The following is a 22,514-nucleotide window of genomic DNA, read 5'->3' on the forward strand; positions in this document are numbered from 1 at the left end:
GCTGTTCGATTCTAATTAAGAGGAAAATCGGCTATATGGAAGAATGCGTCAATAACAATTTATTGATCATGACGGGATTTAATCTGAATTTAATACTTGCAATAAAAAAGACAGTAAAAGAATTTTTGACAATGCATCGATGAATAATAGTACGAATTTATCTTAAAATAATAACCTTAACCACCAACACAGATATCCTCACCCAACTCAAAGAACCGGGTAATGAAAGAATGCACAAGCAGAAGACAAAGATAATGCCGGTTCCTAGGTTTCGGATCGAGCTAAAAGGAAAATCATCTTAGAATTATGAGTATGATGAAAAACCATTGCAGACCGAAATATCAGCCGTTGCTGACCGCACTGAGAAATAAATACCCCGGAGAATGATATACCCCGGGGTTTTTCTGCAGATATTATGTTCACTACTTTTTATTCAGGACAATCTTTTCTTCTGATTTGTTCTTCATCTGTTCAATAAGATTCCTGAATTCAGAATAATACTGCGGGGTTATTCTGTTTTCTTTAAGAGAAAAAGTTTCCTGAAATCTGAGTTTTCCTCCTCCTAAATCCTGATAGCGGGTATCATACTCCATATTTTTATTGGTGAGAGATAATTTTTCAGGCATACTCCGCAGTTCGTAGTACTGATCAGGGAGTTGAAGGGTGATATTTTTATTGATAGTGAAACGATATGGCAACAAAAGCGGATAGGACCTCTTTTCCCGCTTTAACCAGGAATACTGATTAAAAATGTGAAACGGATTAATTCTTGCCATTGATAAATCTGCAGCTTTGGTAAACAGTGATGCAAAAGAAACAGTAAACTGAAGCTTCATTTCCGAATAGACAGAGTCAACCGGAGTATGAGATATATTATCAATTTTGGCATTGATGAAATCTTCGGCAATATAATTGCCGCAGTGCCTGGCAAGTTCATCGTTGGTAAGGTCTTTTAATTTGTAACGCGCCTCCTGCGCCGAATTTCCCTTATACAGAATAGTAACATCCATCTCCGCTGACCCGTCCGGCTTAATCTGTATATCAGCATTAAAGGTAGTGACATTATCAGAAGCGGTGGAAACCGGAGTTTTTTGAAAACTTGCTTTGCCGTCTGAATTCATCACTAATGTTTTAACACCCTCGCCGCCAACGGGGAGGTCAGTGAGAGTCGCGAACTCAGCGGTTGCATCAATAAAGTATGATTTTCCGGATGAAGTGGTTGCCTGAATAATCATGTGATTAAAGCGCCAGGAAGCAAAACTTTCATCTATTTCTCCACGGTCTTCGGTCAAGACCAATACTGGTTTTGCGGTAATCCCAATCGAACGGCACAGACTTACAAGCAGTGTGGATTTATCCTTGCAATCGCCATAATTCCGTTCAATTACTTTTGAGGGGGGATTAGGCACTAATCCTCCATCTCCAAGCACTATTGAAACATAACGCATATTTCTCACATAATGGTTGAGCGCCTCAATTTTTTCTTCATCAGACGCAAGATCTTTTGTGAGTGACTCAGCAAGTGATTTAATTTTTGATGAGGTTTCCACCTGCGGCTCAAACAGCTCCTTGTAGTACCAGGTTGAGATATCATTCCAGGATTTCCAATCGGAAGGAGCAAAGCGAACATGCCCGATATAATTCGACCAGGCAGGCATATTGGGTTCGGGTTCAAATGCCTCAACGTTATTGAGAGTCCATGTTACGGTCATGGGCTGTGCAAGGTCCTTGTTTTTAATACCCTCATCAGTAACCTGTTTGGGGAGGTTAAGATTATAGGGTTTAAAGTTCCAGTTCCACCCGGCACCTCCTAAGCCCTTTGCCAGGATGAGCAATTTCGGAAAGCGTAGTATATACTCATTCTTAAGAATCGGAACAGTGTTTTGTGTAAACCAGACATCATAACGGAATGCAAAACCTTTTTTGATGGTATAAATATACTCGATGATGCAGTTCTTTTCGATTGCGGGGAAAGTAAATTTAACGCTTTTTTCATCGGTATAAAATGAATTTGCATCAGACGAGCCGGAAGAAAGCAGAAAATCTTCCGGTTTAAGTTCAATAACTGTTCCGTCTGCTTTAACTGTTCTGGCCACTATTTTTTCTAATTTTTGACCGCCTCCAAGATCAATTTCGATAAAGGCATACTGGTCAATATTCTTAAGGAGTTTTTGAATGATGTGCACTTTTTCCTGTGTGTTAACATATCCGTCTGAGGTAATGGTCAGCTCAGTTTCATGCCGCTCTAATATCCTAATGGCATCAGCGTTTGGATATTCTTTTGCGCCCGGAATTTCAGACACATTAAGTTCATCTTTCAAAGATGAAACATCAATAAATCCGCCCCCGCCGCAGCCCGGGGAAAAAAGAAGCACTGGAACAAAAAGAAGAATAACAACAAATAACCGGAGAGATTTTTTCATGAACATTTCCCTTTTGTCAAATTGTAAAAAGAAAATTAATCAGAAAATGTTTAAATGCAAACTGCTTCTTTTAATGGCAAATTGAGAAAATTTACGTTTTGATTACTATCCGATATAATTTCAGGAAACTCCGAAATGAGAAAATATCAGGACTGGTGATTCAAAGAGAAGCAGATCAATTTTCCTTTTTGCCTGTTTTAAAGAAGTACAAACAGGAATGGTTTTTATTGCGATTTTAAGTATTTTGCCCTTCAAACTCCGGTTAAAATTTCATTGAGTCACTCGCTGACATTAAACATTAATCAAAAGAATTCAAATTTGTCATCAACAAAAAAGATTGACAGCAGAATCTTGATCTTCTTACCGTTAACGAAAATGATATAAGCAGAATATGACCACCACCGAACTCCTCTCCCAGCTCAAAGCTTTGGGAAATGAAAAAATGCACAAGCACCAGGTAAAAAGCGGGGCGGAACCTGACCGTCTCTTTGGCGTGAAAACCGGTGACATCAGAACTCTCGCTAAGAAGATTAAAACCAATCATCAGCTCGGGCTGGAGCTCTGGAAAACCAGAAATTATGATGCGCGGCTTCTGGCTATTCTGATTATGAAACCGGCAGAACTCTCAGCAGAAGAGCTTAGTGATATGGCTGCTGACCTGGGGCTGGACTGGGTGGCTGACTGGTTTAATTCGTATCTGCTAAAGGAATCTCCGCATAAAGAACAGCTTCGTGAAATCTGGATGAATTCAGACAACCCCTGGCAGGCACGGTGCGGATGGAGCTTAACTGCGAGTAAAATAGCAAAAGGGGCTGAGGGTCTCGATCTGAAAAAGATTTTAGACAGAATTGAAACAGAAATGCCGGAAGCAGCTCCGGCAGTTCAGTGGACTATGAATTTTGCATTGGCTTACTGCGGTATTCACCATCCTGAGTTCAGAAAAAGAGCGCTGGAGATCGGAGAAAAACTTGGTATATACCGGGACTATCCTGTTTCCAAGGGATGCACCTCTCCGTTTGCACCAATCTGGATAAATGAAATAGTAAGCCGGCAGGGTAAATAATGGTTTTTCACCAGAGGGAAAAAAATTACATACAACCGGCATCGGGATGTGATTTTTCCGTATAATTGAAATGCTGAATTCCCGATGACTTACCAAGCTGCTGCCAGACTAAGGGGGTATGGGGCGGGGGATTCAGGCGTAACATCTTTTTTATTAAACAACAATTAGTAAAGAGGAATATGTTATGACAAACTTTATTATAAAAGCGCTTCCGGATTCAGAATTCACCAGTCTCTTCGGTATGGAAGACTCAGAGCTGAGCAAGCTTGGCGCGGTAAGAATGACCGTTGATGAAAAGCCGGGTTACCCTTGCCGGGTGAGTCTTGAGGATGCCGAAGTCGGGGAAGAAGTTATATTACTCCCCTATAAACATCATAAAACCAATTCACCCTACCAGTCAGCCGGTCCCATTTTTGTTAGAAAGGGGGCAAAAACAGCCAGTCCGCAAGTAAACGAAATCCCCGTAATGCTGCTTCATCGTCTCCTTTCGCTGAGAGGGTATGACAAAAACGGCATGATGATAAGCGCTTCGGTTGTTGAGGGAAAGACCCTTAAAGACCAGCTTCACAAGACTTTTGAAAACAATGATGTTGCATATATTCATATCCACAACGCAAAACCGGGCTGTTATAACTGCGTGGCAGAACGGATATAGCAAAAGCCGGAAGACAGGCGACGAACTTGATGTCTGAAAATTTGCAGCAAAGGCTGTTAACGCTGGATGATACCCAATATATATCCCAGCAGGCGGACTGGTATCTGGATGAGTGGAAAGTCCCGAGGGAGAAAACGTTCCAGCGGCTCAATAAATCCATCAATGATAACCTTCTGTTTCAGGTAATTTTGCTGAAGGGGGACCGCTTAATTGCCGCGGGAGGGATATCCGATGAGGTTAATCTTCTGGATTATTGCCCGGAATACAAAACCGTCCGGTATTGGCTGGCCAGGGTATATACTATACCGGAGGAGCGGGGCAAGGGGTATGGCGCTGACTTATGCCGCTATATTCAGAGTCTTGCCAGAACCAGAGGACATAAAACACTGTATCTTTATACTGATACTGCTGAAAGCCTCTACCGGAGGCTTGGATGGGAACTGACGGAATATGCCAGTATGGATGGCAGAAAAGTTGCGGTGATGAAATACACCTTGTAATGAAGAATGAAAAATGAAAAATGAAATACGGTAGTGTAAAGCAATAAGTAAAAATCAGTATCCCCTCCCTGCTTTTGCAGTGTTTTGAAACAGGCGTAGAGGGGGTACACGAAGTTAGTGATATATTCACTGCCCGGATATACACGGACCGGAATTTCTAATCTGATCCGTGTATTTTTTCAGTTCAGGAATGTTTTAAGTCCGACCCCGATCATAAACTCTTTATAATCGCCAAAGCTGTCTTTATTCTGCCAGTACCATTTGTGATGCAGCATTGGTGTCAGTGAAACACTATTGCTTATAGGGACAAGTAATCCTAAGCTCAGATTAAGTTCTCTCAGTATAGATGTTTGGTTGTAGTTCCTGATATAGGAATTATCAACAGTCATGGTTCTTTCCAAAAAGTTGAATCCTGCACCAATATATGGGAGTACCTGCCCCTCTTTCATCAGATACAAGTTTACATAAGGACCAGCACCAGCGGTAGTGACTGTTACTTCATCCTCCCAATAGCGCTGCCAGGTAAGTGACAATCCCAACTCAAGCTGACCGGAAACAAAACAAAACCCGGCCGGACTGATATCAAGCAATGAAGAATGATCAGACATTGAACTGGTGGAATTATAAAGAACCTGACCGCTCAGTCCTTTTGCTCCCTTATTGACAGGTGACTGAGAGAAGAGTGAAAAGGCAAACAAAGCGAATAAAAGAATCTGTTTCATGATGACAACTCCTTTTTATAATGTTTGTTTTAAACCTACAATCAGAGTTATTCCCTCTTGTCATAAAACTGTCATAATGAAGTAAAAGCTGAGTTGCTAAAACTCTATCGAAGTACATGCGGATAGAGCATTATTGCATTAATCGCGGCGGTTTTCCTTTTGAATGCGGCCATTATTGCACCTCATGGAGGAAAGGTCTGGTCGGTAAAAATTGAAAATCTCCTTAAAACGTAAAATACTTTTGAATTAACCTTTTCATTAACCCCCTTGTTAATCCATTCATTAACCCCCTGCACATAAATTGGCGCTGTCATAAAAAATCTTTCCTTGAAAGGGATAAGGGAGGATGAAGGAGGAACACATGACAATAAAAAGACAAAAAGAAAAGAAATGTGAACATTGCGGGGAAATGATTTCCTCAAAGGCACTCAGGTGTAAATACTGCCGGAAGGATCAGCCGCAGCCCAGGACGGGACTTTTCAGGTTAATTTTGCGAAAGCTGCAGGGGTGGTAAGATGCAGAAAAACCTGTTCAGCTTTGTAACGTCTCTTACCGGAGACGGAGGATTGTTATGATGAGGCGTACTTTTATTATAACGGGGATAACTATACTGACCGCACTCATGTTTGTCAGCTTTCATATCAGCGATTTCGGTTTTACGCCATCATCTGATACTGCTCAGGCTGATAGCCAGAATTCCTCGATTAAAATGATACCGGAGAATCTGGCCGGAGTTTACAAAGGGATTAAGCCCAACTTCGTTATAAATAAAGCAGCAGAAGCAAATCTGAGTCCGGACAGAAGGAACATCTCCGCGTGGAAGGAAGTTAATTTTATCCTTATTGAAAACGGGGTAATATGGATGTCAGAAACGGATCCCAAAGATAGTTCGGTGAGCCATTATGAGGGGACCTATACCATCGCAAAAAACTCCCAGGATATACTTGAATTAAGCGCCCGGTTTGTTGACTGGAATAAAACCAGTCAGAGCTACATACTCCGCTTTCAAAAAAACAGCGGTAAAGCCGCCGCACAGCAGGAAGGACAACCGGAGTTTGAGATTATTCATTATTAACTTAATCGGCATCATCAGGCATTAGCATTTACGAGCAGAGGAAGATTTAGCTGAAGGATTACTCATAAGAAAAAATGCAGTTAAAAAAAGATCAGGTATGTTCACTCTGCGAGGGTGAGGTGAATGTATTAGAAGAACGCTGCTTACGCTGCGGTAGAAAGCATCCTCCATTAACAAAAAGGGCAGATTATTCCTGGATTAAGATTATCAAGCCGGCGGTATTCGTTATTATTTCTATCTCAATAGCGCTCATGATACTGATGGTTATTATTTCCTGGCTATATATTTAATAGTAAGGGTTATGGGTTATGTACAGAAACAGTTCGATCAACAGAATGTCAGTATTAAGCAGTATGCTGACGGCCTCGCTGAGCACAGTGAACGCAGGCAGGGCAGTTACAGAGAATACGGAAAAACTGCCGGACATCTATCATGGTATATATGAAGGCACGCAGCAATCTTACACACTGCAAAACCAGCATGGCAGGGATCTGGTAATCAACGGAATAAGAATTACCGTGCCGGCGCTTGACTTTCAGTTAACACTGCTGGGATACGGAAAGAGTGAACTGGTACACACCAACAAAGAAGACGGGCGTTCGGTGCACTATACCGGGGAAATTTCAGTAATTGAAGAAAATGAATGCCATCTGCTTATTGACTGCAGAATGACTGACGGCGGGACCTCATCCCCGGCATATATACTAATGCTTGAAAAGAAAACCGGAGTGCTTACCTGCAGGGGCTCAAACGAACCGCCGGTACAACTGCAGAGAATTGATTATTCAGTCAGCGGATAAAACCGGGTTCTCTTGAAATAGTATGCTGGAATAAAAGGGGATATAAAATCAGGGTTAATAATAATTCAGCTCCCGGCTAAAGCCGGGAGCTATTGAAATGGGGTGCTGGAATTAAACGGGATATGAAATCAGGGTTGATAATAATTCAGCACCCGGTTAAAACCGGGTGCTATTGAAATGGTATGCTGGAATTAAACGGGATATGAAATCAGGGTTGATAATAATTCAGCACCCGGATAAAACCGGGAGCTATTGAAATGGTATGATGGGATTAAAGGGAATGTGAAATCAGGGTTGATAATAATTCAGCTCCCGGCTAAAGCCGGGAGCTATTGAAATGAGGTTTAGGAATTATTTGGCAAATTCACACTTCAAAATTCAAAATTATTTAAGCATGGTCATTTTTATGATGCTGTTATACTCACCTGCTGTCATCCGTAAAAAATAAATACCGCTGGACAATTCTTCACCGCTGAATTCGATGGTGTGTCTTCCTGCTTCGGTAGCTTTGTTAACCAGATCGCGTATCTTTTTTCCGGTGATATCATAGACCGCTACGATAACATGCCCGCTGAAGGGGACAGAGTACGTAATGGTTGTTACCGGATTGAACGGATTAGGGTAGTTCTGCTCCAGTGAGTAAGAAGTAACGCCGATTTCGTATTCCTGATCAAGAGGATAGATTTTTTCCTCACCGTTATAATCAGTCTGAATCAGCCGGTAGCGGTAGCTGCCCGGGGCAAGGTTTTTATCGGTGTATATATATGAGCGGGGTTCAGCTGTGGTGCCGTTTCCCGCCAGGGTTGCGGCTGAAGTCCATCCGCTTTTGTTGAAGCTTCGTTCAACGCGGAATTCTTTGCTGTTTTGCTCAGTGGCTGTTGTCCACTGGAGTGTGATGTCAAATCCGGTGACGGAGCCGGTAAATGAGGTGAGCTCAACCGGCACATTGGAGGGCTCATAATAGCCCATAACAATTCCGCTGTTGCCTGAGATCCATGCATGGGCTGCATCGGTCATCCATACATCGTCAAATGTTGAGATGGTGTAGCGGGGTTCGGGAGCCCAGACTTTACCGCCGTCTGTGGATATATATGCATAACCGCTTGCGCATGCAGCCATGGCAAAGGTGCCGGTTGGTGATTCAACAATGTGAATTCCCCATACAGTCTGACCAGGAGGGGTTTCTGCCGGGAACCAGTTCAGTCCGCCGTTGGTGGTATAGAAGGTATTGCCTCCGGTTCCGCCGGCAACTCCGGTAAATTTATTTGCGAATGAGATTCCGTACGTGCCAAGCCCTCCGTTGGAAAGCTGCTCCGTCCAGGTCTGACCGCCGTTTGTGGTTGCGTATATCTTCTCTCCGGTGCCGGCAATCCAGCCGAAGTCCTCGTCAACAAAATCCATATCCCAGAGCAGTGAAGTGTTTGCGGGGATGCTTACATTCGTCCACGTGTTGCCGCCATCCGTGGTTTTTGCAACGGCACCATTGGTGCCGGCGGTATATCCGATGAGGGGAGTTACAAAATCAATTGCAAGAAGCTGTGTTGTGGAGGGAAGTCCGGTAAGCAGTTCCGTAAAAGTTGCTCCGCCGTCTGTTGTGCGCACAACTTTGGACTCATACGCTGCTATATATGCGTGGTTTGCTGAGGGAACGCTTACTTCATTCAGTTCAAGCGAGCTGCCTGAGGTGAGGGGGGTAAAGGAGAATCCGCCGTCGGTGGATTTGGCAACGTATCCGCTTGCCCCCACAACCCATCCGGTCAGATGATCGGTGTGGAATGCTATATCCTTTAGCCGGCTTGAGGTAAATCTGCGGTTAAGCGGCTGCCAGGTTGCTCCCGCATCGGTTGATTTATACATATATCCTGATCCCCCGGCAAGGTATGCAACGTTATCTGATGAGAAACGGACATTGTAATATATAACAGAGGTATTCAGTCCGCTAACCTGAGACCAGGTTGAACCCATATCGGTTGAGCGGTAAACCAGTCCGCTTGCTCCTGATGCAAGCCCGACTCCCTGCGAGTTAAAATGAATGCTCCAGAGCTGTGTGGTTCCGCCTGCATTCAATACAGCATTCCATGAAGCGCCGCCATCGGTGGTTTTAAGAATGCGTGTTCTGTGGCCGACCACAAAACCGGTCAGGCCGGTTCCGGTGGGAGGGAAATATATACCCCGGAATTCAGTTGTGTTGCCCAGGGCCGGCAGAGGCATTTGCGCCCAGGTGGTACCGCCGTCGGTTGATTTGATAAATGCATCAGAGTTGCCAGAGACATATATGGTGTTCGCATCGGTTGCAAAAACGCCGTAAAGGGTTTTGTTTGTAACGGAAGTATTTGTCTGTGAGAACCATGATGTGCCGCTGTCCGTGGTTTTAATGATAAAGCCATTGAATCCGACAGACCATCCGGTAGTTGCACTGATGAAGTGGATGTCATACTTAGTGGTGTCGGGTCCGATGGTGATGGGAATCCAGGTCAGACCGCCGTCGGTGGTACGGCTGAATTTTCCGTTAAGCGCACCGGCAGCCCAGCCGAGGTTGTTGTCAAGAAAGTAAAGACTGCGGTATATACCGTCACCGGGGAGCACCTGCTGGGTCCAGTTAACGCCGCCGTCGGTGGTCATAAAAAGTTCACCCTGTGCTGAAACCACGGCATATTTATTTTCAGAGGGGGCGGAACCGATATATAACGTGTTGCCGGTGGGATAGGGGTTGAGCACGGTCCAGGGACCCGGGCTCTGGGCCAGAGTCATGGCGGTAATGGTAAGAAGAAGTGCAAGCATTTTCATCAGGGCAGCTCCTTTATTTTCATCCGCTGATATGCTGCCATGTTTTAAGGCAGCAGATTATAAGCGGAATGGTTATGAGGTTAAACATTCAGTAAGATTTTCCGCAGAATGCGGTCTCAGAAGATCACTGGACAGGGAAAGAGCAAGATGATTCCTGAGCCGGCAGGAAAAATAAGAAAAAAACAGGGAGTATAAAATAAGAAAGGGTCATCCTGCCTCTTAATGGCGGAATGACCCTCTGTTATAAAGGGACTGCCTTATTTTTCGGCTGTTTCAGTCTTGCAGGTGCTCAGGCCAAAAGGGAGATAGAGAGGGCAGGATTTTACCGTAGCCGTCACAATGGGGATGAGTCCGAGCAGGCCGATCCAGTTCTGGGCATAAATTCCCCATCCAACCAGACCAACACCAACCACCAGACGAAGAATACGGTTAAAACCGCCTACATTTTCTTTCATAGAACCATTCCTTAAAGTTTGTTAAAAATCAATGAATATAGGATTCCTGCAAAGCGCTATGGATTCAGGGGGGAAAGATAAAGAAAATTGGATTGCCGGATATCCGGAAGAGATTTCCCGATTCAATATAATTTCAACCGCGTTAATTTGTGTCGGCTATGCCGTTATAAACATCTAAATGTATTTATTGGATGCGATTTGTAATTGTGTCGCCAATGGTGACACAAATTTTAACGGCAGTGATTAGGTTTTGATTTTATGACGACCAATGTGCGACTCCTCCGGAGTCGGGTATTTTTGGGTGTGGAAGTTTGATACCAATATGTTTCTACCAATCTGCTGCTACCAATTTACGACTCCTCCGGAGTCGGGATGTTTTGGGTGTGGAAGTTTGATACCAATATGTTTCTACCAATCTGCTGCTACCAATCTACGACTCCTCCGGAGTCGGGATTGTTTTTTGTGGATGGATGATTGCTACCAATGTGCGACTCCTCCGGAGTCGGGGTATTTTTTTGCGTGTGGATGTTTGCTGCCAATGTGCGACTCCTCTGGAGTCGGGATGTTTTAGCTTGTGGATGTTTTCTATCAATATGCGACTCCGCTGGAGTAGGGGTGGGATATTTAGGGTGTGCGGATTCCGCCTATTTGCGATCTCTGCGGAGCCGGGGGTGTGGTGGTTGTGATTGTTTTCAATTTTCAATCCCTCCGGGCTTTTGTGAGGGAGGTATCAGGCTGAATGGAAAAACCCATGAAAAATACAAGATTTTTTTTATTGATTTCGCAAGATGTGAAAAAGTTTTGCCGGCTTGTCTGTAATAAAATTTCATTATTTTTCGGCACCAAATAATACGAGTACTTAAAAGGAGAACTGACCAACATGGCACTTACGGGGCATAATCAGGATAGTCTTGAACATGAGCTGAAAGAGCTGAAGGATACTGAATTTTTTAATCCGGAAACCGGCTATATTCCGGCTGAGGATATACGTCTGGCTAAGTCCAAAGGCGGCGAGGATGATTTTGACGATGATGATCTTGATGACGAGGACTTTGACGATGATGAGTTTGAGGAGGACTTTGATGAAGACGAAGACTTTGATGATGATGAATTAGATGAAGAAGAGGATGATGACCTCGAGGATCTTGATGAGGAGTTTGACGATATGGAAGATCTTGATGAAGATGATGCCTTCTACGAGGAAGATTTCGACTTCAATGAAGAGGATGACACAGAAGAAGACTCAGACAGCAAGGAGCCGTAAGAGATCAGCGGAAAATCTGTTTACAGACTATCCGCCCAGATAAGCGTCCTTTATCAGATAATTTTTAACATAGTCGGTTACACCGTCTTCCAGTGAAGTAAACGGACCGGAGTAACCGGCTTTTTTTATTTTTGTGAGGTCTGCCTCGGTAAAATACTGGTACTTGGCAGCCAGATAGTCGGGCATATCAATATATTCGATATTGACCGGCTTTCCAACCGCGTGAAACAGGGCTGTTACCAGGTCTTTCCAGGTGCGCGCCTTTCCTGAACCGACATTATAAAGCCCGTTTACATGAGGATGATTCAGGAAGAAAAGGGTCATCTCAACCGCATCCTTTATATATACAAAATCCCTCATCTGCTCGCCGTCATGATACTGCGGATTGCGTGACTTAAAGAGCCGCACAAATCCGTGGTCGCGCACCTGTTCGTAAGCTTTGTGCACCACGCTTCTCATATCGGCTTTGTGATATTCATTGGGGCCGTAGACATTAAAGAACTTGATGCCGGCAATTTTATCGAACATACCTTTATGCAGGGCGCGTATATCAAACAGGTTTTTTGAATAGCCGTACATATTAAGCGGGCGAAGTTTTGTACAGAGCTGATCATCATCCTTAAAGCCGAGAGCGCCGTCACCATACGTTGCTGCAGATGATGCATAGATGAAGCGGATGTTATTCTTGATACTGTAAACAGCCAGTTTCTTGGTGTACTCATAATTATTGTACATCAGATGGTCAGCATCTTTCTCGGTGGTGGAGGAGTTAGCCCCCATGTGGATGATGGCATCAATCTTATAGCTGAAGCTGTCCTTTTCAACAGCATCAAGGAATGCAGCCTTGTTGCAGAAATCCATATAGTCCAGATTGACTAAGTTCTTCCACTTTTCATCAAGACCGAGTGCATCAACAATAATAATCTGGTTAATGCCAAGCTGATTAAGACGCCATACAATAGCACTTCCGATGAAACCCGCGCCGCCTGTTACAATAATCATAGTCGTATAAAATATGTAATGGATTAATAGAGATATTTTTAATGGCCTCTAATTTAAGTATATTTACAGTTTGTTTAAAGACTTCAATGAAAAAGCGCCCTTATTCTGGCGTTCTAAGTGAAATGGCAGGTACTAAACTATGATTAATACTCTCGAACAGCTAAAACAAATACTTAAAAACCGGATTATGGTTCTTGACGGGGCAATGGGTACCATGATTCAGAGGCATACATTAACTGAAGAGGATTTCCGCGGAGAGCGTTTTAAGGATCATCCCCATGATCTTAAAGGGAATAATGACCTCCTTGTTATAACCAGGCCCGATATTATAAAAAACATCCACCGGGAATATCTTGCCGCCGGTTCCGATATTATCGAAACAAATACTTTTAGCGGTACTGACCTTGCCCAGGCGGACTACCATCTTGAGCATCTGGTTTATGAAATTAATTATGAGGCAGCAAAGATAGCTAAGGAAGCCGCTGCCGAATACTCGGCAAAAACTCCGGATAAACCCCGCTTTGTTGCAGGAGCGTTGGGACCAACCAATAAAATGCTTTCCCTTTCCCCCGATGTTAACGATCCGAGTTTCCGACCCATCACATTTGATAAGCTGGTTGAGAGTTATAAAGAGCAGGCACGCGGTCTGATTGACGGCGGATCTGATATCATGCTCATTGAAACAATTTATGATACGCATAATGCCAAAGCGGCAATTTATGCCGTGCAGGATGTCTTTGCGGAGAAAAATGTTTCTCTCCCCATAATGATATCAGGGACCATTGTGGATCAGAGCGGAAGAACACTTTCTGGCCAGACAATAGCGGCATTCTGGGTATCAATAGCCCATTGCCCCAATCTGCTGAGCGTGGGCATTAACTGCGCCCTCGGAGCCAGCCAGATGCGAGAACTGATTAAGGAGCTATCAGCCCTTGCAAACTGTTATGTCAGTCTTTATCCAAACGCAGGGCTCCCCAATGAGTTCGGTGAGTATGATGAGACCGCTCAGGAGATGGCTTCAATTCTCCGTGATTATGCAGAGCGCAGATATTTTAACATCGTTGGCGGATGCTGCGGAACAACACCTGACCATATTAGGGAGATTGCAAGAATATCCGCTGATTTTGAACCGCGGGAAATTCCCGATGTTCCCCGTTACCTGATGCTCTCCGGCATGGAGCCGCTTATTGTAAGACCAGAAACCAACTTTGTCAATGTAGGTGAACGCACCAATGTAACCGGTTCAAAGAAGTTTGCGCGCTTAATAACCTCCGGCAATTATGAAGAGGCGCTTTCAATCGCAAAAGACCAGGTTGAAGGGGGAGCCCAGATTATTGATGTGAACATGGATGAGGGTATGCTTGACTCCGAAGAGGCAATGGTAAAGTTCCTTAACCTTATTACTTCTGAGCCGGAAATAGCCAAGCTGCCGATAATGGTTGACTCCTCGAAGTGGAGTGTGCTGCTTTCAGGGCTGAAAACCATGCAGGGGAAAGGTATTGTAAACTCAATCAGTCTGAAAGAGGGGGAAGAAGTATTTAAGGAACACGCGCGTACCATTATGCGGTTCGGCGCGGCCGTTATTGTAATGGCCTTTGATGAGCAGGGGCAGGCTGATACATACGAAAGAAGAATTGCCATCTGCAAACGGGCTTATGATATACTGGTGAATGAAGTCGGGTTCAGAGCTGAAGATATCATTTTTGATCCGAATATCTTAACCGTTGCAACCGGGATTGAAGAGCATAATAACTACGCGGTTGACTATCTGAAGGCAACACAGTGGATAAAACAGAATCTGCCTTATGCTAAAGTGAGCGGCGGTGTGAGCAATATATCCTTCTCATTCCGCGGAAATGATACTGTGCGTGAAGCAATGCATGCGGCATTCCTTTATCACGGGGTGAAGGCGGGCATGGATATGGGTATTGTAAACGCGGGGCAGCTGGCTGTTTATGAGGAAATTCCGAAAGAGCTTCTTGAACTTGTGGAAGATGTTCTGCTTAACCGCAGGCCTGATGCAACGGAGCGGCTGATTCATTACGCTGAAAGCATTAAGAAGGGGGATAAAACAGCAGCTGAGGAAGAGGAGTGGCGCAAACTTGACGTTGAGGAACGCCTGAAGCATGCTCTCATTAAAGGCATTGTGGATTATATAGAGCAGGATACTGAAGAGGCACGGCAGAAATATCCGGCACCCTTACAGGTGATAGAAGGTCCGCTCATGGCGGGTATGAGTGTGGTTGGTGATCTTTTTGGTGCGGGGAAAATGTTTTTGCCGCAGGTGGTAAAAAGCGCCCGTGTAATGAAGAAATCAGTTGCATATCTTATACCGTTCATCGAAGCTGAAAAAACGAAAACCGGTGATGTGAGTGAACAGGGCACAGTCCTGCTGGCTACAGTTAAGGGAGATGTTCATGATATCGGAAAAAACATCGTGGGTGTTGTTCTCGGATGCAATAACTACCGTGTGGTAGATCTTGGTGTGATGGTTCCCACGGATAAAATTCTTGATGCCGCGGTAAAAGAAAAAGCTGATATACTTGGCCTTAGCGGACTTATTACTCCCTCGCTTGATGAAATGGTCGGAGTGGCAAAAGAAATGGAACGGAGGGGCATGAAGATACCGCTGCTGATTGGCGGAGCTACTACATCGAAGGTTCATACCGCGGTAAAGATAGCGCCTCATTACAGTTCCCCGGTTGTGCATGTGCTTGATGCATCGCGAAGCGTGCCGGTGGCGGGAAGTCTGCTTAATGAACAACTGAAGGGGGAATTTGTAAAGGGTATTGCCAAAGAATATGAAAAGCTGCGTGATGACCACAAGAAAAAGCGTGATGCAAAAAGCTATATATCACTCGAACAGGCGCGCGGAAACCGCTACAAGATAAACTGGAACGGGTATAAGCCGGTCAAACCCGCGGCAATGGGTGTGACTGAATTCGTTAACCTGCCGCTGGAGGAACTGCGTCCGTTTATTGACTGGACTCCGTTCTTTATGACCTGGGAACTGAAAGGAAAGTACCCGGAAATCCTGAGTGACAGCAAATACGGTGCAGAAGCAACGCGGGTATTTAATGATGCAAACGCACTGCTGGATAAAATTATCGCTGATAAGTCTCTCAGGGCAAACGGCGTGGTTGGTCTCTATCCTGCCAATACGGTAAACCATGACGACATTGAAGTATATACCGATGAAGACCGGAAAGGAATACTCGCTGAGTTTTATACACTGCGTCAGCAGGCACAGAAAGCAGCGCAGGAGCCGAATATTGCTCTGGCTGATTTCCTTGCACCCAAGGAAACCGGCGTTGAAGACTATATCGGGTTTTTTGCCGTAACCACCGGAATTGGTATCGAAAAGCTGATACAGGAATTTGAGAAGAATCATGATGATTATTCTTCAATAATGGTTAAAGCAGTAGCTGACCGTCTTGCAGAGGCATTCGCGGAGTATCTGCATAAGAAAGTGAGAACGGATCTGTGGGGTTACGCAAAAGATGAAAAGCTTGATAACACTGACCTTATCAAAGAAGAGTATCAGGGAATCAGACCGGCACCCGGATATCCCGCATGCCCTGATCACACTGAAAAATGGACACTCTTTAAGTTGCTTGAAGTTGAAAAACGCACCGGTATATCACTGACTGAAAGTCTGGCGATGTATCCTGCAGCATCGGTCTGCGGTGTTTATTACTCACACCCGGAAGCAAAATACTTTACCACCGGAAAGCTGGGTAAGGATCAGGTGCTTGATTACCATAAGAGAAAAGGTATGAGCATCTCAGAAACCGAAAGATGGCTGAGTCCGGTGCTGAATTATGATGCAGGCGACTAATTAGTAAAGAGGAGTTAGTAATTAGTAATACTTGCAGAGTTTGCCATTAGAAAGCTGCGGAATTTTGCTTTTACTTTGCTTCCTTTGCGTTAAAATTCAGGAAGAGGTTTCCCGCAGATTTCGCGGATGGACGCAGAAAAGTATTTTAAGACCCCGCCAGAAGAGCGGGGTTTGTTTTATTATTAAAGATTATATATAAGCTATGTCCCGTACAAAATTAAAAAACGAACTGATAACCGTTACCATCGAGTCCTATGTATTCGAGGGTAAAGGGCTTGCCCGTCACCGGAATATAACTGTTGAAGGGGAAGAGAAGGATCTGGTGATTTTTGTTGATCATGCATGTCCCGGTGATACAGCGGTAGTTGAAATCCGCAAAAAGAAGAAAAACTATTATGAAGCAGTAATCCGTGAGCTGATAACGCCGTCCCCCTTCAGGCAGACCGCGCGCTGCAGCTATTTTGGAGTCTGCGGCGGATGCCGTCAGCAGGATATGATATATAGTCAGCAGGTGAAGTTCAAACATGAGCAGGTGGTGAATCTGTTTGAGCGGCTGGGGGGATTCAGCGGGTTTGAGATTCTTGATATAGTTGCTGCTCCGTCAGAGTTTTTCTACCGTAATAAGATGGAATTCACCTTCGCACGGAAGCGCTGGCTGACCCGTGATGAAATTCAGGGGGACGCGCAATTTGATGAAGCACTTTTTGCGGGACTGCATGTTCCAGGCGTGTATGATAAGGTAATTGATATCAATGAATGCTTTTTGCAGTCACCGGAGAGCAATGCAATTCTGAATTATTCCCGTGATTTTTTCCTGAAGAAGGGTATTCCGGCTTATACCACATCAGACCACACCGGTTTTCTGCGGAATCTGGTAATCCGACAGACCGGAAACACAGATCAGCTGATGGTGAATCTGGTCACGGCAGGTGAGAATCCGGAACTGATGCAGGAGTATTCCGTATATATACGGGAACTGGTGCCGGGCATAACTACCATAGTAAACAATATTAACAGAGGTAAGGCAACCGTAGCAACCGGGGAATATGAGATCGTTATTTACGGTCCCGGCTACATTGAGGATGAGATAGGGCACTGCAGATTCCGTATCAGTTCAAATTCATTTTTCCAGACAAACACAAAGCAGGCGGAGCGGCTTTACGCTATTGCCAGGGAGTTCGCGGGGATAAAGAAGTCTGATGTTGTGTATGATCTCTACTGCGGAGCCGGAACGATCACTTTATATGTCGCCGGTGATGCAAAAGAGGTGTACGGCTTTGAGGCGTCCTCATCGGCTATTAAAGATGCGGCAGTTAATCAGCAGATTAACAGGAACAGCAATACGCGTTTCTTTGAGTCGAATCTTTACAAAAGTTTTCTCCCTGAGGTTGAGGGTAATAATCTGCCCAAACCGGATATCCTTATTACCGATCCTCCGAGAAACGGCATGCACACCACAACTGTGGAAGATATACTTAAACTGAAGCCGGGGAAAATTGTATATATAAGCTGCAATCCCGCGACTCAGGTCCGTGATATTAAACTGCTGGCGGAAGGGGGCTATAAACTGGAAAAAATTCAGCCGGTGGATATGTTCCCGCATACCTATCATATTGAGAATGTAGCATTATTGAAGTATGAATTATGAATTATGAATTGTGAATTGTGAATTTGGATGGCTGAAACATATTATATAAGTTACGAATAAATGCGAAAAATATTTGTAGTGACAGGTCGTGACCTGTCATAAAGTATGCTGTTGAGAGTTTTATCATGGACTCGATAGGATAAGTCACGACTTGCCCCTACGGATGGCTATTGATTCAGGGGAACAGATTTTTCTGAATTTTTGTTAAAATTTTAGCTTCAAAAACAAACAAAAAGAGGACACAATGAAAAATTTCTTATTTTTTCTGCTCATATTTTCAGTAATGATTATGGCAGACGAAACAGACAAGAACAAAAAATCCTGCTGCGCGGTAACACCGGATAAGGATTTCGCCGCTTTTGCTTCCGATTCTGAATTCAGAATGAAGCACGATACCCCTGCTCCCTTTGTGTATGAGTCTGATCTGGGTTCGATGATTACTATGAAATCAGCCGACGGAGCCGATGCGCGTGCTTTTTTTATCGAAGCAAAAAAGAAAAGCAATAAGTATCTGATAGTTATTCACGAATGGTGGGGGCTGAATGACCACATTAAGAATGAAGCAGCAAAGCTTTATAATGATCTGGGAGATGTGAACGTCCTGGCTCTTGATATGTATGACGGCAAGGTGACCTCCAACCGCGACAGCGCCGGAATGCTGATGCAGTCCCTTAGCACAGAACGCGCAATGGCGATTATCAACGCTGCGCTGAATTTTACCGGAAAGAACGCCAAGGTTGCAACTATCGGCTGGTGCATGGGCGGAGGTTTCTCCCTTCAGGCAGCAATTGAAGGGGGAAGCAAGGTTAAGGGCTCTGTTATTTATTACGGTATGCCTGAAAAGGATGTAACCCGGCTGAAGAAACTGAAGGCAGAGGTGCTCGGCATTTTCGCTTCACGGGAGACCTGGATTTCACCTGCAGTGGTGGATGAGTTTAAGGCAAATATGAAAAAGGCAGGCAAAAAACTTTCCGTGACTTCATTTGATGCAGAGCATGCATTTGCCAACCCAAGCAATCCGAATTATAATTCAGATTATACCGCCAAAGCGTATGGAATGAGTCTGGATTTTATAAAAAGAAAATTAAAATAAGATATATATTTGGCCCCGCGCAGTTTTGTGCGGGGCATTTTAGCCACGAATTTCACGAATCAGCACTAATATCCCCCGCCGGTTTTAACCACCACTCTGCCGGTTACTTTTCCTTTAAGAATTTGCTCTATATACTCTTTCAGACCACTCAACGTAACTTCAGTGACTAACTCTTCCGGGATTTCAGGTTTCCAGACGGTCGCAAGGTTTTTCCAGAGCTGAACACGAAGCGTGTACGGAGTTTCAGCAGAGTTAACACCAAGCATATTTACTCCGCGGATGATGAGCGGGAATACCGGCATGGTGAGCATGGAAGAATTTGCAAGCCCCAGCACGGAGACATTTCCAAAAGGTCTTGTTGAACGGACTACGGTTGAGAGAATATCACCTCCGACGGTATCAATTGCGTGTGCCCATCTGCCGCTCAGGAGTCCGCGGTTTGAGGTATCTTTCAGTTCAGATGAACTGATGATATCAGAAGCGCCGAGCAGCCGGAGAAAATCATGTTTATCTTCTTTTAGTGTAGCGGCCGTAACTTCATATCCGAGATGATGCAGAATAAGCACTGCCAGTGAACCCACACCTCCTGTGGCGCCTGTAACCAGAACCGCACCCTGATCAGGCTGCATTCCGTTAACAAGCATTCTGTGCAAGGCCAGAGCGGTTGTATATCCTGCTGTTCCGAGAATCATTGCGTGTTTCATGCTCAGACCAAGGGGCAGTGGAACTACCCAGGCGGCAGGAACTCGTATATACTGGCCGAATCCGCCCGGAGTATTCATGCCGAGGTCATAGCCGGTTACCAAAACCTGATCCCCCTCCTTGTATAGAGGAGTGAGAGATTGAGCCACATATCCCGCGGCATCAATACCGGGGGTGAAGGGATATTTTCTGGTTACCCCTTTATTGCCGGTTGCCGAGAGTGCATCCTTGTAATTAAGTGAAGAATACTCAACTTTAATAAGTACTTCGCCTGCGGGCAGATTATCCGTCTGAAGTTCTGTGAGAACCTGTTCAAAGACACCGTTCTCCCGCTCATGTGCTACAAGTGCTTTATACTGCATAGTCAGGTAAAACTATTTTACTTTCTGGTTTTTTCTTGACTGCTCGTAAATCTCAGCCAGAATTTTATCAGCTCCTGCTTTCAGAAGATCTTTGGCGAGTTTTTTACCAAGCAAGGCAGGATTCTTTTTGCTGCCCCGCATACGCTTGCGGAAGGTAATGGTGCCATCCACAGAACCGACTATAGCATCAAGCCAGAGGCCGGAACTTGACGCGGTCGCATACGCTCCGATGGGCACCTGACAGCCCCCTTCAAGTTCTTTCAGGAGAGTTCTTTCCGCAATGACCGCGGCATAGGTTGCTTCATCATGCAGGACACGGAGAATTTCATGGACTTCCTGATTGTCCTTGTGAATCTCAATGCCAAGTGCGCCCTGGCCCACAGCGGGGAGCATCACGTCTTTTGGTATATATGATGATATATACTGTTTGAGCCCCAGCCGTTCAACGCCGGCGCGGGCGAGGATGATGGCATCCCATTTTGAAGCGAGGAATGTTTTAATGCGCGAGGGAACGTTACCGCGAAGTTCTTCGATCTTAATATCAGGACGGAGATGCAGCAGCTGACTCCGGCGGCGAAGCGAACCTGTTCCCACCACAGCACCCTCAGGGAGGGAGTCAATAGTGGTTTTTTTCTTTCTTGCGATAAGAACATCTTCCACGTCATGCCGTTTGGTGACGCAGGAGAGCATCAGGCCGTCAGGCAGTGTGGTCTGCAGATCTTTCAGACTGTGTACGGCAAGATCAATGGACTTCTCAAGCAATGCAACTTCAAGTTCTTTTGTGAAAAGGCCCTTGTCACCGATTTTTGAAAGGGCAACATCAAGGATTTTATCTCCTTTGGTCTTAATGATCTTAATTTCAACTTCAATCTTTTTGTTTTTCTTTTCAAGCTCTCTTTTAACATGATTTGCCTGCCAGAGTGCCAGTTCGCTTCCGCGGGATCCGATTATGATTTTCTTTTTCGCCATGAAATGTTTCCGTTATTATTAAAAATTTGCAATATATTCACTCACGGCTGAGGTACCGTTTTCAAGCTGTGCCTGCCGTATATTTCTGATAAAGCTCTGATACCACTCCTCATCATCAAACAGCCGGTGAACCAGGGCCGGAATTTTGGAAGTGTTTTTTTCATACAGTCCCATATTGTTGTTTACGATATACTCCACATTTCCCTTTTCCTGTTCCCAGAGATAGTCCACCACGATGGGAACTTTTTGCGTGTGAAGTATTTCCATAAACGTTGACGCACCGCATTTGGTGATAACAACATCTGAAATATTGATCAGATCATACACAAAATCCACATAGCCAAAGATATGAAGATTAGTTAAGCCTTTTTCAGCCTTCATTCTTTCCAGCTTTGCTTTAAGCCCCTGATTACGTCCGCAAACCACTGCAACCGGCCGGCTGAAACCTGTGGCGTATAGCTTTGAAAGAATTGGATACGCATTTGCAAGCCCGTCACCGCCGCCGAGCAGCAGGAGGAGTTTTTCATCAGGGCTGAATCCGTGTTTCTGCTTTAGTGCCGGAATCTCCTCTTTGGGAACGGGAGTAGAAAATTTCTGATCAAGAATAAACGGGAATGCCGAAACACGATTTTCAGGAATACCCATAGCAATACACTTTGCGCGGAGTGATTCACTGAAGACAATAAAATTCTGATCTTTCCTGAAGAACCAGAGCGGGTGCGCGGTAAATGGATCTGTTACCACCGTGAGAACCGTTGTATCAAGCTTGTGTTTCTTCAGGATTTTATATACCGGAGCATAGGAAAAAAAGTGAAAGACGATAATCTTTGACGGCTTTTTCTCTAGAATCATTCTTTCAAGATATTTTTCAGAATGAAAGTGAACCAGATAGCGGTTCCAGTAACCAATAGGCTTCAGTTTATTTGTTAAATAGAGAAACTCATAATACCACTGTGCTTTTGCCTGAAGAATACGGTAACCATCTTCCAGAAGATAGCGGGAAATCGGACCCACTTCCTCAAATGCATTTACCAGAATGGGATGTATCTTATCAGGATAAACGCTGTTCAGATAGTTCGCGACGGAACGAGCCGGGGCAAGGTGGCCTCCTCCGGTCTTGAGATAGATTAGAAGATAATTTTCTTTAGTGCTCATG

The 22,514-nt window shown here is 44.6% G+C and carries 17 protein-coding genes; 9 read left to right on the forward strand and 8 right to left on the reverse strand.

What is annotated here, in order from left to right:
• Nucleotides 1-422: 422 nt before the first annotated feature.
• Complete coding sequence (locus tag HRU80_03635; protein QOJ28011.1) at nt 423-2,423, reverse strand: DUF3857 domain-containing protein; 2,001 nt, start codon at nt 2,421-2,423, stop codon at nt 423-425.
• Between the two features lie 391 nt (nt 2,424-2,814).
• Here HRU80_03635 and HRU80_03640 point away from each other — a divergent pair, with 391 nt between their 5' ends.
• From HRU80_03640 to HRU80_03650, 3 genes are all read left to right on the forward strand, one after another.
• The gene (locus HRU80_03640; protein QOJ28012.1) at nt 2,815-3,486 is read left to right on the forward strand and encodes a DNA alkylation repair protein; all 672 of its coding nucleotides are present in this window, start codon (nt 2,815-2,817) and stop codon (nt 3,484-3,486) included.
• Between the two features lie 184 nt (nt 3,487-3,670).
• Nucleotides 3,671-4,141, forward strand: coding sequence for a DUF1203 domain-containing protein (locus HRU80_03645; protein ID QOJ28013.1), 471 nt, complete (start codon nt 3,671-3,673; stop codon nt 4,139-4,141).
• Between the two features lie 29 nt (nt 4,142-4,170).
• On the forward strand, nt 4,171-4,641 hold the full coding sequence (locus HRU80_03650) for a GNAT family N-acetyltransferase (GenBank protein ID QOJ28014.1): 471 nt from the start codon (nt 4,171-4,173) through the stop codon (nt 4,639-4,641).
• 179 nt (nt 4,642-4,820) lie between these two features.
• On the opposite strand, the gene HRU80_03655 is transcribed toward HRU80_03650, so the two are convergent.
• A complete protein-coding gene (locus HRU80_03655) occupies nt 4,821-5,363 on the reverse strand; it encodes a hypothetical protein (protein ID QOJ28015.1) in 543 nt (180 codons plus the stop codon).
• 571 nt (nt 5,364-5,934) lie between these two features.
• On the opposite strand from HRU80_03655, the gene HRU80_03660 reads away from it, so the two are divergent.
• Both HRU80_03660 and HRU80_03665 read left to right on the forward strand, forming a co-directional pair.
• On the forward strand, nt 5,935-6,438 hold the full coding sequence (locus HRU80_03660) for a hypothetical protein (protein QOJ28016.1): 504 nt from the start codon (nt 5,935-5,937) through the stop codon (nt 6,436-6,438).
• Nucleotides 6,439-6,746: 308 nt separating this feature from the next.
• Complete coding sequence (locus HRU80_03665) at nt 6,747-7,238, forward strand: hypothetical protein (GenBank protein QOJ28017.1); 492 nt, start codon at nt 6,747-6,749, stop codon at nt 7,236-7,238.
• Between the two features lie 384 nt (nt 7,239-7,622).
• Here the strand turns inward: HRU80_03665 and HRU80_03670 are convergent, their stop codons facing one another.
• Together HRU80_03670 and HRU80_03675 are read right to left on the reverse strand one after the other, a co-directional pair.
• The gene (locus tag HRU80_03670; protein ID QOJ28018.1) at nt 7,623-10,025 is read right to left on the reverse strand and encodes a T9SS type A sorting domain-containing protein; all 2,403 of its coding nucleotides are present in this window, start codon (nt 10,023-10,025) and stop codon (nt 7,623-7,625) included.
• A gap of 257 nt (nt 10,026-10,282) precedes the next feature.
• A complete protein-coding gene (locus HRU80_03675; protein QOJ28019.1) occupies nt 10,283-10,480 on the reverse strand; it encodes a DUF2892 domain-containing protein in 198 nt (65 codons plus the stop codon).
• 880 nt (nt 10,481-11,360) lie between these two features.
• On the opposite strand from HRU80_03675, the gene HRU80_03680 reads away from it, so the two are divergent.
• The gene (locus tag HRU80_03680; GenBank protein ID QOJ28020.1) at nt 11,361-11,744 is read left to right on the forward strand and encodes a hypothetical protein; all 384 of its coding nucleotides are present in this window, start codon (nt 11,361-11,363) and stop codon (nt 11,742-11,744) included.
• 27 nt (nt 11,745-11,771) lie between these two features.
• Here the strand turns inward: HRU80_03680 and rfaD are convergent, their stop codons facing one another.
• The gene (rfaD, locus tag HRU80_03685) at nt 11,772-12,746 is read right to left on the reverse strand and encodes an ADP-glyceromanno-heptose 6-epimerase (protein QOJ28021.1); all 975 of its coding nucleotides are present in this window, start codon (nt 12,744-12,746) and stop codon (nt 11,772-11,774) included.
• 139 nt (nt 12,747-12,885) lie between these two features.
• Here rfaD and metH point away from each other — a divergent pair, with 139 nt between their 5' ends.
• The 3 genes from metH (at nt 12,886) to HRU80_03700 (ending at nt 19,325) form a co-directional block, all read left to right on the forward strand.
• The gene (gene metH / locus HRU80_03690) at nt 12,886-16,584 is read left to right on the forward strand and encodes a methionine synthase (GenBank protein ID QOJ28022.1); all 3,699 of its coding nucleotides are present in this window, start codon (nt 12,886-12,888) and stop codon (nt 16,582-16,584) included.
• Nucleotides 16,585-16,786: 202 nt separating this feature from the next.
• A complete protein-coding gene (rlmD, locus tag HRU80_03695) occupies nt 16,787-18,232 on the forward strand; it encodes a 23S rRNA (uracil(1939)-C(5))-methyltransferase RlmD (protein ID QOJ28023.1) in 1,446 nt (481 codons plus the stop codon).
• A 289-nt stretch (nt 18,233-18,521) separates the two neighbouring features.
• Nucleotides 18,522-19,325 (forward strand): dienelactone hydrolase family protein, encoded by an 804-nt coding sequence (locus HRU80_03700; GenBank protein QOJ30444.1) that lies wholly within the window; start codon nt 18,522-18,524, stop codon nt 19,323-19,325.
• A 65-nt stretch (nt 19,326-19,390) separates the two neighbouring features.
• Here HRU80_03700 and HRU80_03705 read toward each other — a convergent pair whose 3' ends face one another.
• From HRU80_03705 to HRU80_03715, 3 genes are read right to left on the reverse strand one after another with little or no spacing between them, the layout of a single operon-like run.
• A complete protein-coding gene (locus HRU80_03705) occupies nt 19,391-20,389 on the reverse strand; it encodes a YhdH/YhfP family quinone oxidoreductase (GenBank protein ID QOJ28024.1) in 999 nt (332 codons plus the stop codon).
• A 12-nt stretch (nt 20,390-20,401) separates the two neighbouring features.
• Complete coding sequence (hemC, locus tag HRU80_03710) at nt 20,402-21,358, reverse strand: hydroxymethylbilane synthase (GenBank protein ID QOJ28025.1); 957 nt, start codon at nt 21,356-21,358, stop codon at nt 20,402-20,404.
• 18 nt (nt 21,359-21,376) lie between these two features.
• Nucleotides 21,377-22,513, reverse strand: coding sequence for a hypothetical protein (locus HRU80_03715; GenBank protein ID QOJ28026.1), 1,137 nt, complete (start codon nt 22,511-22,513; stop codon nt 21,377-21,379).
• Between the last annotated feature and the right edge of the window lies 1 nt (nt 22,514).

The organism is Ignavibacteriales bacterium, from assembly GCA_015709675.1.
GTDB lineage: Bacteria > Bacteroidota > Ignavibacteria > Ignavibacteriales > Ignavibacteriaceae > H2-BAC3.

What these genes read in the sequence shown, in the direction of transcription:
- HRU80_03655 (QOJ28015.1), bottom strand. Translation starts at nt 5,363, where the DNA reads ATGAAACAGATTCTTTTATTCGCTTTGTTTGCCTTTTCACTCTTCTCT.
- HRU80_03645 (QOJ28013.1), top strand. Translation starts at nt 3,671, where the DNA reads ATGACAAACTTTATTATAAAAGCGCTTCCGGATTCAGAATTCACCAGT.
- metH (QOJ28022.1), top strand. Translation starts at nt 12,886, where the DNA reads ATGATTAATACTCTCGAACAGCTAAAACAAATACTTAAAAACCGGATT.
- HRU80_03715 (QOJ28026.1), bottom strand. Translation starts at nt 22,513, where the DNA reads ATGAGCACTAAAGAAAATTATCTTCTAATCTATCTCAAGACCGGAGGA.
- HRU80_03650 (QOJ28014.1), top strand. Translation starts at nt 4,171, where the DNA reads ATGTCTGAAAATTTGCAGCAAAGGCTGTTAACGCTGGATGATACCCAA.
- hemC (QOJ28025.1), bottom strand. Translation starts at nt 21,358, where the DNA reads ATGGCGAAAAAGAAAATCATAATCGGATCCCGCGGAAGCGAACTGGCA.
- HRU80_03635 (QOJ28011.1), bottom strand. Translation starts at nt 2,423, where the DNA reads ATGAAAAAATCTCTCCGGTTATTTGTTGTTATTCTTCTTTTTGTTCCA.
- HRU80_03640 (QOJ28012.1), top strand. Translation starts at nt 2,815, where the DNA reads ATGACCACCACCGAACTCCTCTCCCAGCTCAAAGCTTTGGGAAATGAA.
- HRU80_03660 (QOJ28016.1), top strand. Translation starts at nt 5,935, where the DNA reads ATGATGAGGCGTACTTTTATTATAACGGGGATAACTATACTGACCGCA.
- HRU80_03665 (QOJ28017.1), top strand. Translation starts at nt 6,747, where the DNA reads ATGTACAGAAACAGTTCGATCAACAGAATGTCAGTATTAAGCAGTATG.
- HRU80_03670 (QOJ28018.1), bottom strand. Translation starts at nt 10,025, where the DNA reads ATGAAAATGCTTGCACTTCTTCTTACCATTACCGCCATGACTCTGGCC.
- rlmD (QOJ28023.1), top strand. Translation starts at nt 16,787, where the DNA reads ATGTCCCGTACAAAATTAAAAAACGAACTGATAACCGTTACCATCGAG.
- HRU80_03705 (QOJ28024.1), bottom strand. Translation starts at nt 20,389, where the DNA reads ATGCAGTATAAAGCACTTGTAGCACATGAGCGGGAGAACGGTGTCTTT.
- HRU80_03700 (QOJ30444.1), top strand. Translation starts at nt 18,522, where the DNA reads ATGGCAGACGAAACAGACAAGAACAAAAAATCCTGCTGCGCGGTAACA.
- HRU80_03675 (QOJ28019.1), bottom strand. Translation starts at nt 10,480, where the DNA reads ATGAAAGAAAATGTAGGCGGTTTTAACCGTATTCTTCGTCTGGTGGTT.
- HRU80_03680 (QOJ28020.1), top strand. Translation starts at nt 11,361, where the DNA reads ATGGCACTTACGGGGCATAATCAGGATAGTCTTGAACATGAGCTGAAA.
- rfaD (QOJ28021.1), bottom strand. Translation starts at nt 12,746, where the DNA reads ATGATTATTGTAACAGGCGGCGCGGGTTTCATCGGAAGTGCTATTGTA.